Annotated in this window: 18 protein-coding genes; 8 read left to right on the top strand and 10 right to left on the bottom strand. The window is 72.0% G+C overall.

What is annotated here, in order from left to right; all coding sequences use genetic code 11:
• Positions 1-265 precede the first annotated feature (265 nt).
• The 3 genes from ACFC1R_RS36170 to ACFC1R_RS36160 form a co-directional block, all read right to left on the bottom strand.
• Complete coding sequence (locus tag ACFC1R_RS36170) at positions 266-2,485, bottom strand: NADP-dependent isocitrate dehydrogenase (RefSeq protein WP_375945964.1); 2,220 nt, start codon at positions 2,483-2,485, stop codon at positions 266-268.
• A gap of 270 nt (positions 2,486-2,755) precedes the next feature.
• Complete coding sequence (locus ACFC1R_RS36165) at positions 2,756-3,547, bottom strand: serine hydrolase (RefSeq protein WP_375945963.1); 792 nt, start codon at positions 3,545-3,547, stop codon at positions 2,756-2,758.
• A 244-nt stretch (positions 3,548-3,791) separates the two neighbouring features.
• Positions 3,792-4,301, bottom strand: coding sequence for a DUF664 domain-containing protein (locus ACFC1R_RS36160; protein ID WP_375945962.1), 510 nt, complete (start codon positions 4,299-4,301; stop codon positions 3,792-3,794).
• A gap of 245 nt (positions 4,302-4,546) precedes the next feature.
• Between ACFC1R_RS36160 and ACFC1R_RS36155 the strand changes: the two genes are divergently transcribed.
• Complete coding sequence (locus ACFC1R_RS36155; protein ID WP_375945961.1) at positions 4,547-5,254, top strand: RraA family protein; 708 nt, start codon at positions 4,547-4,549, stop codon at positions 5,252-5,254.
• 174 nt (positions 5,255-5,428) lie between these two features.
• On the opposite strand, the gene ACFC1R_RS36150 is transcribed toward ACFC1R_RS36155, so the two are convergent.
• From ACFC1R_RS36150 to ACFC1R_RS36125, 6 genes are all read right to left on the bottom strand, one after another.
• Entirely contained in the window at positions 5,429-5,956 is a 528-nt protein-coding gene (locus ACFC1R_RS36150; RefSeq protein WP_375945960.1) for a GNAT family N-acetyltransferase, read from the bottom strand.
• Between the two features lie 217 nt (positions 5,957-6,173).
• Positions 6,174-7,319, bottom strand: a complete 1,146-nt coding sequence (locus ACFC1R_RS36145) for an Ig-like domain-containing protein (RefSeq protein ID WP_375945959.1) — start codon at positions 7,317-7,319, stop codon at positions 6,174-6,176.
• Positions 7,320-7,740: 421 nt separating this feature from the next.
• Complete coding sequence (locus ACFC1R_RS36140; RefSeq protein WP_375945958.1) at positions 7,741-7,938, bottom strand: hypothetical protein; 198 nt, start codon at positions 7,936-7,938, stop codon at positions 7,741-7,743.
• A 568-nt stretch (positions 7,939-8,506) separates the two neighbouring features.
• The gene (locus ACFC1R_RS36135) at positions 8,507-9,343 is read right to left on the bottom strand and encodes a poly-gamma-glutamate hydrolase family protein (RefSeq protein WP_375945957.1); all 837 of its coding nucleotides are present in this window, start codon (positions 9,341-9,343) and stop codon (positions 8,507-8,509) included.
• 37 nt (positions 9,344-9,380) lie between these two features.
• The gene (locus ACFC1R_RS36130; RefSeq protein ID WP_375945956.1) at positions 9,381-9,521 is read right to left on the bottom strand and encodes a hypothetical protein; all 141 of its coding nucleotides are present in this window, start codon (positions 9,519-9,521) and stop codon (positions 9,381-9,383) included.
• A gap of 138 nt (positions 9,522-9,659) precedes the next feature.
• Positions 9,660-9,791: a hypothetical protein gene (locus tag ACFC1R_RS36125; RefSeq protein ID WP_375945955.1), complete on the bottom strand. Its 132-nt coding sequence runs from the start codon at positions 9,789-9,791 to the stop codon at positions 9,660-9,662.
• Between the two features lie 674 nt (positions 9,792-10,465).
• Between ACFC1R_RS36125 and ACFC1R_RS36120 the strand changes: the two genes are divergently transcribed.
• The 5 genes from ACFC1R_RS36120 to ACFC1R_RS36100 all read left to right on the top strand — a co-directional run bounded on the left by ACFC1R_RS36120 (position 10,466) and on the right by ACFC1R_RS36100 (position 16,252).
• Entirely contained in the window at positions 10,466-11,482 is a 1,017-nt protein-coding gene (locus tag ACFC1R_RS36120) for a GlxA family transcriptional regulator (RefSeq protein WP_375945954.1), read from the top strand.
• The gene (locus ACFC1R_RS36115) at positions 11,479-13,194 is read left to right on the top strand and encodes a thiamine pyrophosphate-binding protein (RefSeq protein ID WP_375945953.1); all 1,716 of its coding nucleotides are present in this window, start codon (positions 11,479-11,481) and stop codon (positions 13,192-13,194) included. The genes ACFC1R_RS36120 and ACFC1R_RS36115 overlap by 4 nt, the downstream gene beginning before the upstream one ends.
• Entirely contained in the window at positions 13,166-13,819 is a 654-nt protein-coding gene (locus ACFC1R_RS36110; RefSeq protein WP_375945952.1) for an SRPBCC family protein, read from the top strand. The genes ACFC1R_RS36115 and ACFC1R_RS36110 overlap by 29 nt, the downstream gene beginning before the upstream one ends.
• Positions 13,816-14,841, top strand: coding sequence for a 3-oxoacyl-ACP synthase III family protein (locus tag ACFC1R_RS36105; RefSeq protein ID WP_375945951.1), 1,026 nt, complete (start codon positions 13,816-13,818; stop codon positions 14,839-14,841). Before ACFC1R_RS36110 ends, ACFC1R_RS36105 begins: the two co-directional genes overlap by 4 nt.
• A 466-nt stretch (positions 14,842-15,307) precedes the next feature.
• Entirely contained in the window at positions 15,308-16,252 is a 945-nt protein-coding gene (locus ACFC1R_RS36100) for a hypothetical protein (protein WP_375945950.1), read from the top strand.
• Positions 16,253-16,704: 452 nt separating this feature from the next.
• Here the strand turns inward: ACFC1R_RS36100 and ACFC1R_RS36095 are convergent, their stop codons facing one another.
• Complete coding sequence (locus ACFC1R_RS36095) at positions 16,705-17,214, bottom strand: universal stress protein (protein ID WP_375945949.1); 510 nt, start codon at positions 17,212-17,214, stop codon at positions 16,705-16,707.
• A gap of 872 nt (positions 17,215-18,086) precedes the next feature.
• Between ACFC1R_RS36095 and ACFC1R_RS36090 the strand changes: the two genes are divergently transcribed.
• Together ACFC1R_RS36090 and ACFC1R_RS36085 are read left to right on the top strand one after the other, a co-directional pair.
• The gene (locus tag ACFC1R_RS36090) at positions 18,087-18,824 is read left to right on the top strand and encodes a hypothetical protein (RefSeq protein ID WP_375945948.1); all 738 of its coding nucleotides are present in this window, start codon (positions 18,087-18,089) and stop codon (positions 18,822-18,824) included.
• Positions 18,825-18,905: 81 nt separating this feature from the next.
• Positions 18,906-19,580 carry a hypothetical protein gene (locus tag ACFC1R_RS36085; RefSeq protein WP_375945947.1) on the top strand — a complete coding sequence of 225 codons (675 nt, stop codon included), beginning with the start codon at positions 18,906-18,908 and terminating at the stop codon, positions 19,578-19,580.
• Positions 19,581-19,725: the final 145 nt, after the last annotated feature.

Genomic DNA, 19,725 nt, shown 5'->3' with positions numbered 1-19,725 from the left:
CTCGCGGGTACACCTATCCGTACCCTGCCCGTCGGGACCGCGCCCCCCGCGTTGGCTTCCGCCCGCTGGCCGCCCCCCCCGCCGGGCGCCCATGAGCGCGGGGCCTTCGGCCGGTCCGGAGGCGTTGGTCCACAGGAGTGTCCGGACGGGCGTCCGGACGGGCGTCCGAACGGGCAGGGCCCCGGACCGTCGCTCGGACGGCCCGGGGCCCTGCCTGTCACGCCGTGGAACCGCCGCGGGGACCGGAACCACCGCGCGGACCGCGTCAGACGAGGGACGCGATGGCCTCGTTGAAGGTCTGCGACGGACGCATGACGGCCGCCGCCTTGGCGGGGACCGGCTGGTAGTAGCCGCCGATGTCGGCCGACGAGCCCTGGACCGCGATCAGCTCGTCGACGATGGTCTGCTCCTGCTCGGCCAGCGTCTTGGCGAGACCCGCGAACGCCTCGGCCAGCTCGGCGTCGGCGGTCTGCTTGGCCAGCTCCTGGGCCCAGTAGAACGCCAGGTAGAAGTGGCTGCCGCGGTTGTCGATGCCGCCCAGGCGGCGGCTCGGCGACTTGTTCTCGTCGAGGAAGGTGCCGGTCGCCCGGTCGAGCGTGTCGGCGAGGACCTGGGCACGCGCGTTGCCCGTGGTCTGCGCGAGGTGCTCGAAGCTGACCGCCAGCGCGAGGAACTCGCCCAGGCTGTCCCAGCGCAGGTAGTTCTCCTTGACGAGCTGCTGGACGTGCTTCGGCGCGGAGCCGCCGGCACCGGTCTCGAACAGACCGCCACCGTTCATGAGCGGGACGACCGAGAGCATCTTGGCGCTGGTGCCCAGCTCCAGGATCGGGAACAGGTCGGTCAGGTAGTCACGCAGCACGTTGCCGGTGACCGAGATGGTGTCCTCACCGCGGCGGATGCGCTCCAGGGAGAACGCGGTCGCCTCGACCGGCGAGAGGATCTCGATCTGCAGGCCCTCGGTGTCGTGCTCCGCGAGGTAGGCCTTGACCTTCCCGATCAGGACGGCGTCGTGCGCGCGGCCCTCGTCGAGCCAGAACACGGCCGGGACACCGGTCGCGCGGGCACGGCTGACGGCGAGCTTGACCCAGTCCTGGATCGGCAGGTCCTTGGTCTGGCACATCCGGAAGATGTCGCCGGCGCCCACCGGCTGCTCCAGCACCACGTTGCCCTCGGCGTCGACCACGCGCACCGTACCGGCGGTGGCGATCTCGAAGGTCTTGTCGTGGCTGCCGTACTCCTCGGCCTTCTGCGCCATCAGGCCGACGTTCGGCACCGAGCCCATCGTGGACGGGTCGAAGGCGCCGTTCGCGCGGCAGTCGTCGATGACGGCCTGGTACACGCCGGAGTAGCTGCTGTCCGGCAGGACGGCCAGGGTGTCGGCCTCCTGGCCGTCCGGGCCCCACATGTGGCCGGAGGTGCGGATCATGGCCGGCATGGAGGCGTCGACGATGACGTCGCTCGGCACGTGCAGGTTGGTGATGCCGCGGTCCGAGTCGACCATCGCGAGGGCCGGGCCCTCGGCGATCTCGGCGTCGAAGGACGCCTTGATCTCGGCACCCTCGGGCAGCGCGTCCAGGCCGTTGAGGATGGTGCCGAGGCCGTCGTTCGGGCTCAGACCGGCGGCGGCGAGCACCTCACCGTACGCGGCGAAGGTCTTCGGGAAGAAGGCGCGCACCACGTGGCCGAAGACGATCGGGTCGGAGACCTTCATCATCGTGGCCTTGAGGTGCACCGAGAACAGCACACCCTCGGCCTTGGCACGGGCGACCTGCGCGGCGAGGAACTCGCGCAGCGCGGCCACGCGCATCACGGAGGCGTCGACGACCTCACCCGCGAGGACCGGGACCGACCCGCGCAGCACGGTGGTGCTGCCGTCCGCCGCGGCCAGCTCGATCCGCAGCGAACCGGTCTCGGCGACGACCGCGGACTTCTCGGTGGAGCGGAAGTCGTCGGCACCCATGGTGGCGACGTTCGTCTTGGAGTCGGCCGTCCAGGCGCCCATCCGGTGCGGGTGCGCCTTGGCGTAGTTCTTCACCGAGGCGGGCGCACGCCGGTCGGAGTTGCCCTCGCGCAGCACCGGGTTGACGGCGCTGCCCTTGACCTTGTCGTACCGGGCGCGGACGTCCCGGTCCTCGTCGGTCTTCGGGTCGTCCGGGTAGTCCGGCAGCGCGTAGCCCTGCTGCTGCAGCTCGGCGATGGCCGCCTTGAGCTGCGGGATCGAGGCCGAGATGTTCGGCAGCTTGATGATGTTGGCCCCGGGGGTCTTCGCCAGCTCACCGAGCTCGGCGAGGGCGTCGGCGATGCGCTGGCCCTCCTCGAGACGCTCCGGGAAGCTCGCGATGATGCGCCCGGCCAGGGAGATGTCGCGCGTCTCCACAGTGACGCCCGCCGTCGAGGCGTACGCCTGGACCACAGGCAGGAACGAATACGTTGCCAGGGCCGGGGCCTCGTCAGTGTGCGTATAGATGATGGTCGAGTCAGTCACCGGTACTCCGCTTCACGTCTACAACGTCTTGATATCAAGATATCTCGTGATGGCCCCTCCCCGACACCCACCCCCGCATCGAGTCGTCAGGGCGTCGGGTCGAACGGTAGGACCACCGCGTGCCGGTGGAGCGCAGGCCACGCCGGTACCTCGGCGACGGCGGGGCGGACGGGGCCCCGTGCGGCGGCAGGCACGCCGATGTGACGCACCACACACAGAGTATGGGCGGCGCGCCGGCCGACAGCATGCGGGACGGACCCGACCGGCGGGTCACCGCGCCAGTTCGTGCCGCCGGTCCCAGACCCGCGCCGAGATCCGCGCCAGCAGCCCGGCCGCCGGATCGATGTCGTCGTGGCCGGAGGCCAGCGGGCCGGTGTAGCAGACCGCGAGCGCGTACGGCGCACAGTCCTCGGGGTGGACGACGGCGGCGCAGTGCCGCACACCGGGGAACCAGCCGTTCTTGAAGGCGATCCGGGTACCCGGAGGGAGCCCGGCCGCCAGGTCCACCCGCCAGGTGTTGCGTTCCAGCAGGGCGAGCAGATCGGGCTCCAGGGACTCCAGCAGCCGGACCAGGTCCAGCGCGGTGACCCGGTTGTGCACTCCCGCGTCGCGAGCGGGGAAGTCCTCGATACCGCGCGGACTCGAACTGCGGGTGGCGTTCGCCTGCCGCCACGCCTCGGCCACCGCGGGTCCGCCCACCCGGGCCAGGCAGAGATTGGTGGCCAGGTTCGACGAGTGCGTGATCATCCGTTCGGCGAGCCAGCGCAGCGGAGCCGAGGCCGGTACCGGTGACCGGTCCGGAGCGGAGTCCGGGGCCGACCCGGCGTCGAGGAGCTGCCAGGGTTCGGGGTCGCTGTCCCACTCTCGCGCGTTGCCGTAGCTGCCGCCGACCGCCGAGGTGAACCGGTTGACCACCGGTACGGCGGCATCCAGATCGAGCCCGCTGCGGTACACCGCCGCGAGCACGGCCATCTTCATGGTGCTCGCCGCGTCATGCAGCACCTCGGCGTTCCGCAGTACCACCGGCGCTCCGCGCCACGGCCCCACGACGACAGACAGCATGCCTCACTCCGATCCGTGACCGCCTGCGAGTCCCCCACCCCTGGCCGAGGAGCATGGCACCCGAAAGCCCCGGCTGTCTGCCGGTCGGCAACGGTGGCGGCCGCAATCACGGGAATGGCGGCGCACCCCGGTACCCGCCCGGTACCGGGCCGAGCGCCACGTGGGGAGTGGGCGAAGGCGGGGGTCGGTCCGGGCTCCGCCGCGGGTTCGGCACCTCGCCCCGTCCGGCTGTGGTGTGATTCCGCTACCGCTCGCGCACCAGGCCGCGGACATAGGCCGCCTGGCCCGCGTGCTGGAGGTTGTCGGAGATGACGCTGACCAGTCGGACGGCCAGGGTGACCGGCGGGGTCCAGCCCTCGTCCACCACCCGGCGCAGGTCCGCGTCGCGGATCGTGCCGACGTAGCGGACGGTGTGCTCGTGCACGGCGTCGTAGTAACCGGTCAGCAGCGTACGGGACTTGACCCGCACGGCGGCGACCTGCTCGGCGGAGTGGCCGTACCCGGTGTCCCCGGCGGAGAACGGGAGCGCGAAGCGGTCGCACCAGCCGTCGGCGGTCCACAGCTGCTCGGTACCGCCCGCATCGGCCACGTGGTCGTCCTGGATCCGCGTCAGGTGCCAGATCAGCCAGGCGACCGAGTTGGCCTGTTCGGCCGGACGCTCGGCCAGTTGGGCGGCGGTGAGGCCGCCGACCGCCTCGTGGACGGTCTCCTGGATCCGGTTGAAGGCATCGACCAATAGGTCCGCGCTGGTCATCCGGTCCTCCGTACTCGGTGCTGCGGCAACGCCGTTCGGCGGTGCGACTGCTCCGATTGTGCCCGCCCGGCCGTCCTGCGGCGCGGAATGACGGGGCACCGCACGTGTCGCCCCCGGGCCCTCGGCACGGCGCCGGGGCCCGGGCACCGGGCGGCGCGCTCCGTCGAATCCGGCGCAACGATTCCGCGCGGCAGGCCCGTTGAGGACAATGAGAACCGGGCGAGTGAGCGGCGAGAGGACACACCATGGACCACCAGGAACTCCGGGACCGGTTCGCGACGCTGACCACGGCCCACGTGGCGGACGCCTGCATCCGCGCACGGATCCCGCTGCGCTGCGCACCCGCGGGGCTGCATGCCGTGGTGGCCGGCGGCCGGGTTGCCGGGCGCGCCTGCCCGGCCCGGCACGTCGGCAGTGTCGACGTCTTCCTGGAGGCCGTCGAGGGGGCCTCGCCCGGCGACGTGCTGGTGGTCGACAACGGCGGACGGCTCGACGAGGCATGCGTCGGTGATCTCGTGGTCCTGGAGGCGCAGTCCGCGGGGCTGGACGGGATCGTGATCTGGGGGCTGCACCGCGACACCGCCGACATCCGGGCTCTCGGACTGCCCGTCTTCAGCCTGGGCGCGACGCCGGCCGGGCCGCAACGCCTCGACGACCGCCCCAAGGACGCACTGGAGTCCGCCACCGTGGGCGACTGGACGGTGAGTTGCGAGGACCTGGTCCTGGGCGACGACGACGGGGTGCTGCTCCTCCCGACCGGCCGCGCCGAGGAGGTCCTCACACTCGCGGAGACGATCCGCGACACCGAGCGCCGGCAGGCCGAACGGATCCGCGCCGGTGTCCCGCTGCGCAGCCAGGTGCACTTCGACGCCTACCTCGCGCAGCGTCGGCGGACGCCTTCGCTGACCTTCCGCGATCACCTGCGGTCCGTGGGCGGGGCCATCGAGGAGTGACCTGCGCTCTCCGGCCGAGCCGGGGCACGGATCCGGTCGCCCCCGGCCGCGTGTGCGGCGGTCCGCACAAGGTCCGTGCGGGGTCCGTACGGGGTCCATGCAGGGTCCATGCAGGGTCCGTGCAGGGTCCGTGCAGGGTCCGTGCGGGGCTGCGCGGACCCGTCCCGTGCGGCCTCAGCGCAGGTCGAGCCACATGGTGACGTCGTCGCGGTCGTCGCCCGGGGCGACCCGGATCGCCCCGGGCACCCGCCCGACCTCGGTGTAGCCGCAGCGGCCGTAGAACTTCTCCAGGCCGTGTCCGCCACGCAGGGCCAGCTTCAGGCCGCTCAGGCCCCACGCACGCGCGATCCGCTCCGCCTCGCCCAGCAGCTCCAGGCCGTACCCACGGCCCTGGAAGTCGGGGTGCACCATGACCGCCTTGAGCATCCGCCAGTGGTCCATCAGCGGGAAGCGCATGTCCTCGAAGAACAGGAAGCCCGCCAGCCGCCCCGTCTCCGCGTCACGGGCGACCAGCAACCGGTCGGGGCCGTCGGGCCCGACGCCCGCGAAGTTCCGCTCGGCGGCGACCCGCACCTCGTCCGCCGTCACCGGCGCGACGAAGCCGACGGCGCCGCCGGCGTTGCTGGCATCCGTCCAGAGGCGGACCATCTCCTCGCGCAGGTCGGGGTCGAGCCGGGGGTCCGCAGTCAGGATCAATGTCATGGGTGAACACGGTATCCGCCTATTACCTTGTTGACAATGACCTTCATGCCGACGGCCTGACGATCCGACAGCCCGACGACCCGACAACAAGGTTGTCGGGTCGTCGGGCTGCACGGGATCAGTTCACCGGCCCTGCACCTTTCAGGGCACCAGGGGAGGGTCGGCGGGCACCCTGCGGGAGTGCCGGGTCACCGTCGCACGCGGGCGCCGGTGCGGGTCACCACTTCGACCAGGCCAGGTTCCAGCCGCTGAGGCCGTTGGACGGGTCGAGCGCCTGGGTCTTCACCGAGTTCTTGACGGTCACGACGTCACCGATGAGCGAGTCGGCGTAGAACTTGCCCGCCGTGGAGCCGTCGTCGCCCTGCTCGCTGTCCGGCAGGCCGATGCAGCCGTGGCTGATGTTCTCCCGGCCGGCCACCGCACCGGCCTTCGGGTTGCCGTGGACGTAGGTGCCGGAGGAGGTCAGCCGGAGGGCGTGGGGCTCGTCCACCGAGTACCCGGGCCCCTTGATGTCCGACACCGTGGACGAGGCCATGTGCTCCATCCGGCTCTTGGCGGAGATCACCATGGTGCCGTTCCAGGACGGGTTGTCGTCGGAGCCGGCCGTGATCGGAACGTCCTGGTCCGACTTGCCGTCCTCCTTGACCACCATCATGTGGGAGGACGCGTCGACCGCGCTGACCTTCGAGCGGCCTATGGTGAACTGCTCGTCCCGGTCGGTGGCGCCGTAGACGCCGGGCGAGAGCTCGACGCTCTTGGTGCGGAAGTGCACCTTCACCGTGGTGCCGGGCTTCCAGTAGTTCTCCGGCCGCAGATCGAGCCGCCTGCCGTCATCGAACCAGTGCCCCTTGACCACGGTTTTGTCGGAGGCCTCGACGGTGATCGCCTTCTGCGCCTCCTCCCGGTTCTTCACCTGCGCACCGAAGTCGACCGACACGATCATGCCGACACCGTACTTCGAGCCGGTGTCGACGTTGTCCGAGACCTTGACGGTGTGTTCCGGCGTCAGGGTGGTGAAGGAGCTGCTCGCCGTGGCGACCACACCATCGGCATCGGCGGCCCGCGCGCTCACCTGGTACGCGGCACCGACCGCCAGGCCGGCCGACGGCGACCAGCTCGCCCCGTCGGCGGAGATGGTGCCGTCGACCGGCTTCCCGCTCTTGTCGGTGACCGCCACGCTGGTCAGCTTGCCGCTCGCCACCGACACCTTGAGCGCGTTCGGTGCCACCCCTTGCGAGCCGTCCTTGGGCTCGATGGCCAGCTTCGCCGCGGACGCCTTCGCCGAAGCCGCCGCGTCGGGATGGTCCGCCCCGGAGGTACCGCCGCCGCTGCACCCCGCCAGCACCAGCATCCCGCCCACCATCAGCAAACCCGTAGCCCGCTTCACTGCATCCCCCTCTGTCCATCGATTCCGTGGAGATATACGTGACGAGCAGGTGTTCGGTTGCACGCCGATCACGGGATCTTTTCGGAGCAGTTCCCAGGTGGGCCCGAGGCGCCCGGGCGGAGGGACCCGCGTCGGCAACGGCGCCGACGGGACAAAGGCTCAGCGCGGCGGTGACGCGGGCATCGCCGACGGACCGGACGGCGGACCGGACACGTCACACCGACCCTGCGCCGGGCCGGCGCCGGTGTTCCGGCCGGGCTGTCTCACGGCACCGGGTCCGATCGTGCGGGCCGCCGGGTTCAACCGGCCGGGCGGCCGGTCACCCGGCCCGAACCGGGTGGCGGGTCCGGCAGCAGACGGGTGGGCACGGGACGACGCCGGTCCCGGTCGACCTCGGTCACCGGTCCTCCCCGCCCGGCAGGTCCGGGTCCTCGGTGGCGGCCTCGCGGGCGCGTTCCTCGCGGTGCCTGGCGGCGACCCGCTCGGCGCGGGCGGAGGTACGGGCGAGACCGGCGATCAGCAGGACGACGAACCCTGCGACGACGACGGCCGCGATGATCCCGGCGGTGGTGACGGCGTCGGCGAGGTGGCGCATGGCGGATCCTTCGTGTGACGTGGGTGCTGCGCCGGGTCAACGGTGTGCGGCGCCGGAAGTCATGGCCTGGTCAGGGTGACGTACTGATTGGCCCGGACGAGTCACCCGTAGGGAGCGCACCGGGAGGTGGCTGCGCTCGGCGCACGGACGCGGGGGTGCGCCGTCCGCGGCCCCGGAAGGCCGGTCGCGCACGGGAGTCGGCGGAAACGGGGTGCGCATTTCCCTCGGGGGACGGGGCCGGGCTCGACCGTGATCCGCTGCGCCGCTGCCGCCCGCGGACGAGTCCGGTCCGGCGCGGGGCACCACGGCGGACAGCGGGACACTGCGCTGGACGGCGGGACACCGCCATGGACGGGAGCGCGGACCACCGACGGGTCGAGAGCACTCCGCCGATCACCGCGTCCGGGCGGGCGGCCGGGGCGTCCGCTCACCACCGGGGGGCGCCCGGCCACGCGGTGCCGGACGGTCGAGCTCCCGGGCTGCCCCCGAGGACTCCGGTCCCGTACGGACGACCCCCGGCCGGCCCGAGGGCCGACGAGTCCAGGCCGCAGAGCCGGATCAGTTCGGATCAGATCACCCGCTGGTCGGCCTCGATCCGGCCGACGGCGGTGCGCACCGCCTTCACGAAGGACCAGAAGAGCGGCAGGGTGCTGGCCGCCCGGGCCGCCCGGGTGTTCCTCCCCTCCGCGAACATGGCGGCGCGCAGGTCGGTGGTGATCTCCAGCTGAACGCCCATCCCGAGCAGGGTGCGGTTGCAGATGTTGTGCGGGGAGACACCGGCGATCTCCTCCTCCCCCGAGGCCGTCACCGCCCGGACACCGGCCGCGGCGAACTCCTCCATCAGGTACTTCCGCAGGGCGGCGTTGAGTCCGCCCACCAGCACCGCCCGGGCCCCGGCCGCCAGACCGGCCTGGGCGGGCGTGCAGCCGTGCAGCGACACCGCGTTGAGGCTGCCCGCGCAGAGCGAGCGGGCGATGGTGTCGTCGCAGTGCGTGGAGGTGACGTGCAGGGTGGCGTTCCCGACGCGGCGCAGTCCCTCGAACATCCAGAAGTCGTGCACCGGCCCGGCGACCGGGGTGGGCGCGAGGTCCGCCGGGTGGTAACCGGCTATCGCCAGGCAGAGTTCGGAGGTCCCCCCTTCGATGCCGCCGCCGTGCGGGGCGATGACCGTGGTCCTGATGAAGGCCGAACGGCCGGACAGGTCGGCGGCGTCGATCGGGTGCCGACGGGAGCGACGGCCGTAGTCCACACCCTCGACCAGTCCTATGTCCGCGTAGAGGGCGGTGTTGGAGGCGTAGGTGTCGCCGGCGGCCCGGGCCGGAGCGCTGCCCACGACGCCGGTGACGGTGCTCAGGGCCGGTGCGGCTGCCAGCGCGGTGATCACTGTACGGCGATTGAGGATCATGTAGAGCGAGCATGGCAGGGGCAGACCCTCCTGACAATCAGGTCCACCGGCGTGCCACGCCGAGCTCGGCCGGGTGGTCCGGCAGCACCAGGGTGGTGACCTTCTTGCCCTCCTTGAGCATCAGGTCCAGCCCGAAGCGCCGGTTCAACAGCCCGTTGCGGATCCGTAGTCCGGTCATGGAACCGGGTGCGAAAGACCTTCCGGTCCGGTCGCCACCCTTCCGGCAGCCCCGGGCGTAGTCGCGCAGCAGGCCCTCGTACCGGGCGAAGGCGGTGCGGTGGTCGCCGTCGGCACGGGCGAGTTCACCGGCCGGAACTTAGGCCGCCACCACGGCGGTTCCGGTGCCCATGCCTCCGATGGCGGCGCCGCACGCAGCGTCCCCGAACAGGGCGATCCGGCCGGTGGACCAGTGGTCCAAATCCGCCCGGCCGATCGGATCGACGTCCAACTCGGGTGCCTGCCCGAGGGATTCGAGCAGCCGCGGGACCTCCCAGCCGAGTCCGGTGAAGGCCTCGGTGAGCAGCGCCTCTGCTGCCGCGGGTCGTGCCGGTCGCAGTCGAGCCGGGGCGAGGCGAAGACGAGGAAGGCGCCCGCCCGCTCGGCGTCACGGTGGTCGGCACCGATCGTGGCGAACCGCCCGGGGACGCTGCACCCGACCGAACCCCGACGCAGGCCGGGGTGGTTGGGCAGCGACCGGGTAACGGCGTAGTGGCCGAGATGGCGGACACAGCGGTCCTCCGGGCCGAAGGCCAGTCGGCGCACCTTGGAGTGCAGTCCGTCCGCGCCGATCACCAGGCCGAACTCACGTGCCGCGCCGTTCCGGAACTCGGCCCGCACACCCGTCGGCCGGGACCGCCAGGGGCCTGCCCGCGACCCGCCGGCCCGGGCAGACGCAGCGCGCGGACACGGCGGACGCGGGCACGGCGGAAGCGGCCACGGCGGAAGCGGACACGGCGAACGCGGACATGACGGACGCGGACATGACGTGTCTCACACCATGCCGTGACGCTCCGTCAACATGCCTGCTCGGACGCTGCCCGGCGGCCCACGGCCGACCGGCGTGGCCGAATTCGTCAGTAAGCCGTCATTGCCGCCATCACGCGCTGCGTACAGGCTGTGACGGTGTCTCAGCGACGAATAGTGGTGATGGTCTACTCCGGTGCACAGGCGCTGGACATAACAGGGCCGATCGAGGTGTTCGACACCGTCAACCGGCAGCTGTCGACGACGGGCGCCGGCTACCGGATCGAGTTCGTCTCCGCCGATGCGCCGCTGGTGCGGACCTCCTCGGGCATGGTGATCGAGGCCGAACCGCTCGATGCGGGAGACGGCCCGATCGACACCCTGCTCGTCCCCGGCGGCTGGAGCCTCAACGAGGTGCTCGACGACCGGGAGCTGATCTCGTGGGTCCGCCGGGCCGCCGACCGGTCGCGCCGGGTCGCCTCGGTGTGCGGCGGGGCGTTCCTGCTCGCGGAGGCGGGTCTGCTCCAGGGGCGGCGCGCCACCACGCACTGGGCCTACTGCGGGGACCTGGCCCGCCGGTACCCGGACGTGACGGTCGACCCCGAGCCGATCTTCGTCTGGGACGGCCGGTTCGTCACCTCGGCAGGAGTGGCCACCGGCATAGACATGGCCCTCGCGCTGGTCGAGGCCGACCACGGTGCGGCGTTCGCGCTTGAGATAGCGCGGTTCCTGGTGCTGTTCTTCAAGCGGAACGGCGGCCAGTCGCAGTTCAGCTCGATTCTGGAGGCCCAACTCGCCGACCGGGCACCCATTCGCACCGCACAGGAGTGGATTCTGCAGAATCTCGAACAGCCGCTGCCCGTCCCGGAGATCGCCGAGCGCGCCAATATGAGCGTCCGCAACTTCGCCCGGGTCTTCCGGCGCGAGGTGGGAATGCCTCCCGGCCACTACATCGAACAGATGCGCATCGCCCAGGCCCGCAAACTGCTGGAGACCACCGACCTGCCGATCGGTCAGATCGCGCGCTGCTGCGGCTATCCGGCCGCCGAGACGTTTTTCCGCTCCTTCGGCCGGGCTTTCGAACTGACCCCGAGCGAATACCGCCGCCGCTTCCAGGCCACCTCGCCGTCCGGGCTGATCGTCGCGCCCGGCCAGGCGGAGAGGAGCATCGCATGACCGTCGGAGTCCGACTCGTCGACCAACTGGCCCGCGAGCTGGCCGCAGCGGGCGTCCGCCAGGTGTTCGGCGTCGGTGGCGCGAACATCGAGGACCTGTACGACGCGTTCCACGCCACCGGCGGCACGATCCGCGCCGTCGTGGCCAAACACGAGTTCTCGGCCGTCACCATGGCCGACGGACACGCCCGGGTCACCGGGCGGATCGGGGTCGTCGCCGCCACGTCCGGAGGCGGTGCGGTCAACCTCCTGCCCGGACTCGCCGAGGCCCACGCCTCCCGGGTCCCGGTGCTGGCGCTGGTGGGCCAGCCGCCCACCGGCTCCCAGGGGCGGGGCGCCTTCCAGGACACCAGCGGGCAGGCCGGCTCCTTCGACGCGCTGCAACTGTTCGCACCCGTCGCCCGGTTCTGCGCCCGGGTCGAGGACCCGGACTCGATGCCGGAGCTGCTCGCCAGGGCCCTCACCGCAGCCCGCACCGGCCTCCGGGGCCCCGCCGTGCTCCTGCTGCCCAAGGACGTCCAGCAGGCACGGGTCGAGCCCCGCCGGCCGACGCCTCCGCCCGCCCCGGCAGAACCGGCCGGGCCGCGACTGCCGTACCGGGCCGTGGACCTGCTGCGCGGCGCGCGGACCGTCCTGGTCATCGCCGGCGAGGGCGTGGCCGCGTCGGACGCCCGGACGGAGCTGGCGGAGGTGGCAGGCCGGCTCGGCGCCTGGGTGGCGGTCACCCCGGACGCCAAGGACGTGTTCCGCAACGACGACCCCCGGTTCGCCGGAGTGGCCGGCGTGATGGGCCATCAGAACGTCACCGACTGCCTCCGGCGGGCCGATGTCTGCCTGCTGGTCGGCACCAGGCTGCCGGACGTGGCACGCGGCGGACTGGACGGGGCCCTGGCCGGGACCCCGGTGGTCTGCATCGACCCCGAACCGCCGTTCGTCCCGGGGATCGCCCTGCAGGGCCCCGTCCGGGACACCCTGCGCGCGGTGGCCGAGCGGCTCGACCCGCGCCCACGGCCGGCCCCCGGGCACGCCGGACCGGTGCCCCGGCGGACACCCCGGACCGGTCGCGGCGGCACGTCCTACGCCGCCGCGGTGGCCGCGGTCGAGGCCGCACTGCCACCGCGGGCACACGTCTTCGTCGACGCGGGCAACGCCGGGGCCAGTGCGATCCACCTGCTGCCGGCCCCGCGGCACGGCCGCTTCGTGGTGGCCGTCGGCATGGGCGGCATGGGCTACACCTTCGGCGCCGGCATCGGCGCGGCGCTCGCCACCGGTCGCCGCACCTACGTGATCGCCGGCGACGGGTCGTTCTTCATGCACGGGATGGAGGTGCACACCGCGGTCGAGTACACCGCGCCCGTCACCTTCGTGATCCTCAACAACAACGCGCACGCCATGTGCGCCACCCGCGAGCAGGTGTTCCTCGGGGCGCCGCACCACAGCAGTCTGTTCCGGGCCACCGACATCGCGGCGGGCGTGGCGGGCATGTTCCCCGCCCTCGACGTGACCCGGGCCGACGACGGGACGCAGCTGCGCCGGGCGCTGCTGCGCTCCAACGACAGCGGCGCTCCGGCGTTCGTCACGCTCGACCTCGATCCCGCCGAGACACCGCCGTTCCTTCCGTTCCTGTCCCTTCCCGATGTGGCGGCCGCCGGCCCGGAGCCGGCCGAGAGTGAGGAGAGCGCCCATGAGCGCGGACCCGTACGAGTTGGCTGACGTCCCCGGCCTGACCCGGGTGGAGAACACCGACCAGCAGCAACTGCTGGCCCGCTGCGCCGAGTTGACCCGACCGTCGTACCCGCACCAGGAGGTCTACGGGCAGTACTGCACGATCCAGACCTACGTCGACTGCCCGCCGGAGAAGGCGTACGAGTACCTGAGGCAGGGCCACCACCTGGAGGAGTGGACGTTCAGCCTGCGGGACTTCGCACCCACCGACACCCCCGGACTGTGGGTCGGGGACGACCGGCTGGAGCCGGACACCAGGATCTTCTGCAAGGTGGTGGCCAACGCCGAGGCCATGACGGTGGACTTCCACTGCGCCTGGGACCAGGGCGAGGAACTCTGGATGATCTACCTGATGCGGGTCGTTCCCGCACAGTCGGTACTGGGCACACCGGGCTCCGTGATCACCTGGACCAACTGCCGGCACCCGCACTACGACCGCAACCCCCGCCCCGAGCTGGCGCCCCGGCCGGACCGGCCGTGGGTCGGCGACTACTGGGACATGTTCTACGCCGGCCACACGGTGGAGCTGGAGAACCTCAAGGCCATCCTCGAACACCGTCACCTGGGCGGACTGCCGGTCAGCAGCTCCCCCCGCAGCGTGGTGGCGCCGTGACCACGGTCAGCCTCACCGACGTCGCCGGCTATCTGCCCGGCAAGCCGGTCCCCGCCGAGTTCTACACCGAGTACGCCGACGCCGAGGACCGCCTCCGCGACAGCCCGATGTTCCGGATCCCCCCGCTGCGGCACCACGTGTCCGCCGACGAGACCAACGTGGACATGATCGAACGCGCGGTGCAGCCGCTCGTCGAGCGGCACGGACGCGAGGAGGTCCGCGCCGTGGACGTCCTGCTGACGCACAGCCAGCTCCCCGACATCCCGTTCGTGGGCGCCGGAACCGAGGTCGCGCGCCGGCTCGGGCTGAAACCGCAGTGGCTGATCGACGTGGCCAGCGCGGGCTGCGCGTCCTTCATCCAGATGATCGAGCTGGCGCGCACCATCCTCACCACCACCGACGCGAAGACCGCGCTGATCTGCAACGCGCAGAGTGCCGCGGGCCAGCTGTTCACCCAGTCCGACGTGCGCCGGCTCGCCCAGGCCGCCATCCCGGGCGACGGCGCCGGGGTCGGCTACCTGACCACCTCGGCCGACGCTCCCGTGCTGGACGTGGTGACCCGCCACATCGGAGACCACGGCGGCGACATGACCGCGGTCCTCGACGACGGCCGGAAGTACTGGGAGCCCGGTGAGTCCCAGCTGCGGATAGGTTTCACCGAGTCCGGCATCGCCCGGGTCATGGAACGCGGCAACCGCCTGGTCCCGGAGGTCGTCACGGACCTGTGCCGCCGGATCGAGGTCCGGACCGCCGAGATCGACCTGCTGGTGACCAACCAGCCCAACCGCACGTTCCTGCAGAACTGGCGCGACTCCCTGGGCCTGCCGAAGGACCGGCACCCCGACACGTTCGACAGCTGCGGAAACCTGTTCGGTGCGGCCATCCCCATCACCCTCGACCGCTCGATCCGCTCCGGGGCGGTCCGGGGCGGGGACCTGGTCGTACTCGGCGGCTTCGCGCACGCCGGTGACTTCGCCGGTGCGGCCGCGATCCGCTGGGGCGGTGGCCACAGCACCCTCTGACGCGCAGAGACCTCGGCAGCCGGCGGCCGGGACCTTCACCGGGATTCCGTCCCGCAGCCGCCGGAACCGGGCCGGGCCGACGGCTGCGGGACGGCGGCCCGGCGCGGGGCACGGCGGGGTGGCGCGGGGCACGGCGGGGTGGCGGTGCAACCGCGCGGCCGGGGCGACGCCCGCCGACCCGGCGCACTCCGGTGCGGCGGCGCGGCGAACGTTCCGGCCGGCGGACGTCCCGGTCGACTCCGTCCCGGCCGGCCACTCGCCGGCGGTCCGCCGGAGCGCGGGAACGGGCGAAACCGGGATCGTCGTGGGCCGACACGGCATCACCGCGCGACCGAATGGTCTCCCTGAGTGCCCGTACTCCTCCCGATCTCACCGTACGAGACGGTAATTCCGCCCCGGCGTGCCCGCGAGTAACGATTCGTCCAAGGGCCTATCGGTAATTCCGGTGCGGCCCTACGCTGCGTCCGTGTCGCTCTTTCGAAAGCTTCGAACCACCGGTCCGCGCCTGGCCCCCGAACTCGACGACAGCCAGCTCGGAAGGGTGCGCAAGCAACTTGGTTCCCCCCCTGCACCGGGCCTGATAGATATTCAGATCGACCAGGTCGAACGAGTAATTCAGGACGCGGCAACAGACTGGGACCGGCGGGCGCACCGCTTCGCCGTACTGGCGGGATGGACGGCGAATTCCGGTCTCGCCCGATCCTGGCGGATGCGCCGGCCGAAGAATGCCGATTCCCTGATCCTCGAGTCCTGGGTCGATCTGGTCCGCGGCCAACTCACCGGAGAGCTCGAGGACGCGGGCGCCACCGTCGACCGCTGCCACCGCGCCGCCGAACTCCAGCCGAACGACCCGACGCCCTGGGTGGTCATGCTCGGGACGCTGCGGCAGTTGAGGCGCGACCCGCAGGAGGTGTTCCAGGTCTGGCACGAGGTGATGACCCGTGACGCCTGGCACCGCGAAGCGCATCTGCAGATGCTGGGCTACCTGTCACCGGAGGAGTGCGGCTCCCACAGCCGGGTGCTCGACTTCGTCGACTCCGTCCGGTCCCGGATACCTCCGGCGGTACCGGCGGTGGGCCTGGAGCTCACGGCGATCGTCGAACACCACCACCGGACCGTCGCCCGAGGCGGCGTCGACGGACTGCTGGCCCGGAGGCAGTGGACACAGGCCCGCGCCGCGTCGTCGTTGGAGCGCGCGCTCACCGACTGGACCCAGCCGGGCCACCTGCGGCACGCCGCAGCGCTGGCCGATCTCAACCTGCTGGCCTACGCGCTGGTCCAGGCCAACCGGCTCCAGGAGGCCGCAGAGACCTTCCGCCTGATCGGAGGAACCGTCACGCCCTGGCCCTGGCGGATGGACGGTGAGCCGCTCCAGCGCTTCGGCTACTGGCAGACGCAGGCCCTGCGCTGACCTCACCGAGCTGCGCTGCGCCGCCCTGTCCCTGTACCGGCCCGCCCTGTCCCTGTACCGGCCTGCCCCGGTGCCGACCTACCTCGGCACTGACCTGCGCCGGTACTGACCTGCGCCGACCCGCACCGGCCCAGGCCGGCCTCGGTCGATCTGCACCGAACTACCCCTGCTCCAGCGCCCGTTGACAGCTGCCCGCAGAACCGGGCCGGAGCGGGCCGAACCGGAGCGGCGGGGCCGCCCGGCGGTTCCGTGCGGGGCGGCCACCGGCGGCCTGAGGCCGTACCGGCCGGGCGGACCGGAGTTCGTGGGACGTCGGCCGTCACGCGCCGTTCGGGGAACCCTTCGCCGGGCACGCTCGCGACGAATGTCCGGCCTCGACCTCGGCGGGACCGGCTCGACCGGCGCGACAGGCGCAGCGGGCGAGCCGGTCCGCATCGGCGTGCCCCGGGAGGTCAGGCTGCGTGCGACAGCTCTCGCAGGTCGGTGATGCGGGCGACCTGCCGCAGCTCGGTGTGGAGCGTGGACGGCGGAACGGCGACCACGGGGCACGTCGCACGGGCCAGGCAGTAGCGGCTCACCGAACCGTGCAGGAGTCGACGCAGGCCGCCCTGGCGTCCGGTGCTGACGACCAGCAGGTCGTCCGGCCGATCGGCGACCTGGGCCAGCACCGGCCCGGCCTCACCGCGGACCACCAGCGGCTCCACCCGGACACCGACGGGGAATCCGCCGAAGGCGTCCTGGAAAGCCCGGTCCAGTCGCTTCCGGGCAGCCGCTTCCCAGGTGCGGAGCAGCGGCGGACACGGCCGGGCACGGTAGTTGAACTCCCCGCCGACGGGCGCCCAGGCCAGTACGGGAACGAGCACCGCCCCGCGGGTACGGGCCTCGTCCACCGCGCGGTGCAGTGCGGTCAGGCTGTTCAACGAGCCACTGACTCCGACGATGACGCGCGCGCCGTCCGACATGGACCCTCGCTCTTTCTGCTCTTGTCCGCTCGCCCTGAGCTCCACGCGGACTCCTTTGATTATATTGACACACCGCTCCTGAGACTGCAAATCAAAGGCGTTTTTGCTATTTGATCTTGTATACGTTGGCCATTCAGGGCTTCTGACCTGCGTCAACGCCATACGGAACGGCCAGGCCGGCGACCGGGGCACGACAGCCGGTCGCCCGGGGCACGGGGCGCGGCGACACGGCGACACGGCGACACGGCCGACGACGATCGGCCGCCGACTCCCGAGGTGCGGTCCACCCCGGACCCAACTCCTTTGGAAGTCAAGGCTTTCGCGCCACAGCGGACCGGATCCGGCAGCCCGCGCCGACCCGGCCGGCACCTCCTCGACCGTGGCCGAACCCCGTGCAGCCTAGGGCAGTTGTGAGTCACCCTCGCGGTGCACGGCAACACCGCACACCGCGCCACGGTGGCCACGTTCGCACACGGGCGTCCAGAGCCGGATCGGCCGACTCCGCAGCGGCGCGCAGGCCGCCTGACCAGCGCGCCATCCGGATCGAAGATCCCGACAGCGGGAAATCGGACGTATCGGTTATTTTCGCCACCAAATACTCATATTGGCTTCTTGACAGTGTCCGAACGACCGGGCAAGAATCCCGTCACCCAGCGCCGCCTCCCCAAGCGGACGGCTGTCGAGCTGAAGGCCAAGGCCACCGGATCGCCCCACGGGTGCCGTGCCGCCTGCCGAACGCCGAAAACCGGAAGACCCTGCCCCGGCGTCCCGCGCCTTGTCCCGCCACACCCTGCCCCGCCATGCCTAGTTGCACCGTTCCTTGTTCCATCGAGTCCGTCCCGTGACCCGGTGGCCTTGCTAGGAAGATCCCGATGCCTGGCTCCATTCGTCCCCCCGCCTCTGTCCGACCTCTCAGTGCGGCCGCCCTCGGCGCGCTCGGTGTCCTGGCCGTCCTGGTCACCGTCGGCGGCTGCGGCAGCGCCCCCCAGCTGTCCGCCACCGCCCACGGCGACAGCACGGCCGCCCCGGCCGCCGTAACACCGTCGAGTGCCACGGCAGGGCTCGCGGCGACGGGAGGGCTCTCCGCGGCCCAGCTCCCCAACGGGGCCGTCGAGGGATGGCACCCGCTCGCTCCGCCACGCACCCAGGCCGTGACCGGCGCCGTCCAGCTCGACGAGTGTGCGTCCGTCCTCGGTGCCGCCTCCTGGCAGCAGCAGGCGTACGTCAGCGTCTACCGGACACCGGCGGAGCAGGACCTGTTCACCTTCCGTGACGGCGCCGCCGCGCAGACCGCCTACCAGGGTCTGCTGACGCAGATGGACGGCTGCCAGACCGCGTCCCGCGCCCTTCAGGCCACGGCTCTCGGCACGACGGACGCGCAGGTCACCAAGACCGCCGTGACAGATCAGGGCACCGCCTGGTCACGGCAGTGGACGGGCGTCGAGGGACTGTCCGCGGCCGGTCCGCAGACCGACCACCTCTACGCCGTCCGGCAGGGCACCACCCTGGCCGTCGTCCACTTCGACGAGTGGGCTGCCGCCCACGCCGTCCCCTACAGCACCCGATCGGACGGGGACCTGCTCACCTCGGTCGCCCGACAGCTCGGCTAGTCACACCCGCTGCCCACACCAGCAACCCTGCTGCCCCACAGCAGCACCCCGCTGCCCCACCAGCAACCCCTGGAGACATCCATGCGCCTGTACGGACCCGCCCTCCGCCGCTGCCTCGTCGGCTTCCTCGGAGTCGGCGCCGCCTCCCTGATGATCGCCACTCCCGCGCACGCGGCATCGTCCGTCGGCGGCAGCATCTCGCCCGACGAGGTCATCCAGCGCGCCAAGAGCTGGGTCAGCCAGGCCGTGCCCTACAACCAGGGCGCCACCCACTCCGACAGCAACGGCAGCTACCGCGAGGACTGCTCCGGGTTCGTCTCCATGGCCTGGCACCTCAGCTCCAGCCTGGTCACCTCCACGCTCCCGGGCGTCTCCACCAGGATCGCCAGCTCCCAGCTCCAGCCCGGCGACGCCCTCGACTACACCGCCGACCACGTGATCCTCTTCGGCAACTGGATCGACCAGTCCGCCGGGACGTTCAACTACTACTCCGAGCAGAACCGCAGCGTTCCCACCCGCGAGTACCAGGGCAACCTCAACGCCAGCTCGCTGGCCGGCTGGCCCACCAGCTACTACACGCCGCTCCGCTACAACAAGATCACGGGTTCCGCCACCAGCGCGTCCACGACGGCACCCGCACCTGCCCCCGCCACCCCCACGACCAGCACCCCCGCCGCACCCGCACCCGCACCCGCACCCGCACCCGCACCCGCACCCGCCGACAACACTCGGCAGCACCACTGGTACCGCTGGTAACGAGTCCGTCCGGAGTCCCCTGCCCGACTCTGTGACAACCACCACCTTCGAGGGTCGGGGGGCCCCCCCCCGGGGCCCCCCCCCGCGCCGGGGGGGGGGGTCACCCCGGGGCGCGGCCCCCCCCGGGGGGGCGGGGGGGGGGGCC

Origin of the sequence: Kitasatospora sp. NPDC056138 (genome assembly GCF_042264695.1) — a bacterium.
In the GTDB taxonomy this organism is placed as follows: domain Bacteria; phylum Actinomycetota; class Actinomycetes; order Streptomycetales; family Streptomycetaceae; genus Kitasatospora.
Note: the sequence above shows the minus strand (reverse complement) of the source record. Positions and strands in the feature narration are given on the sequence as shown.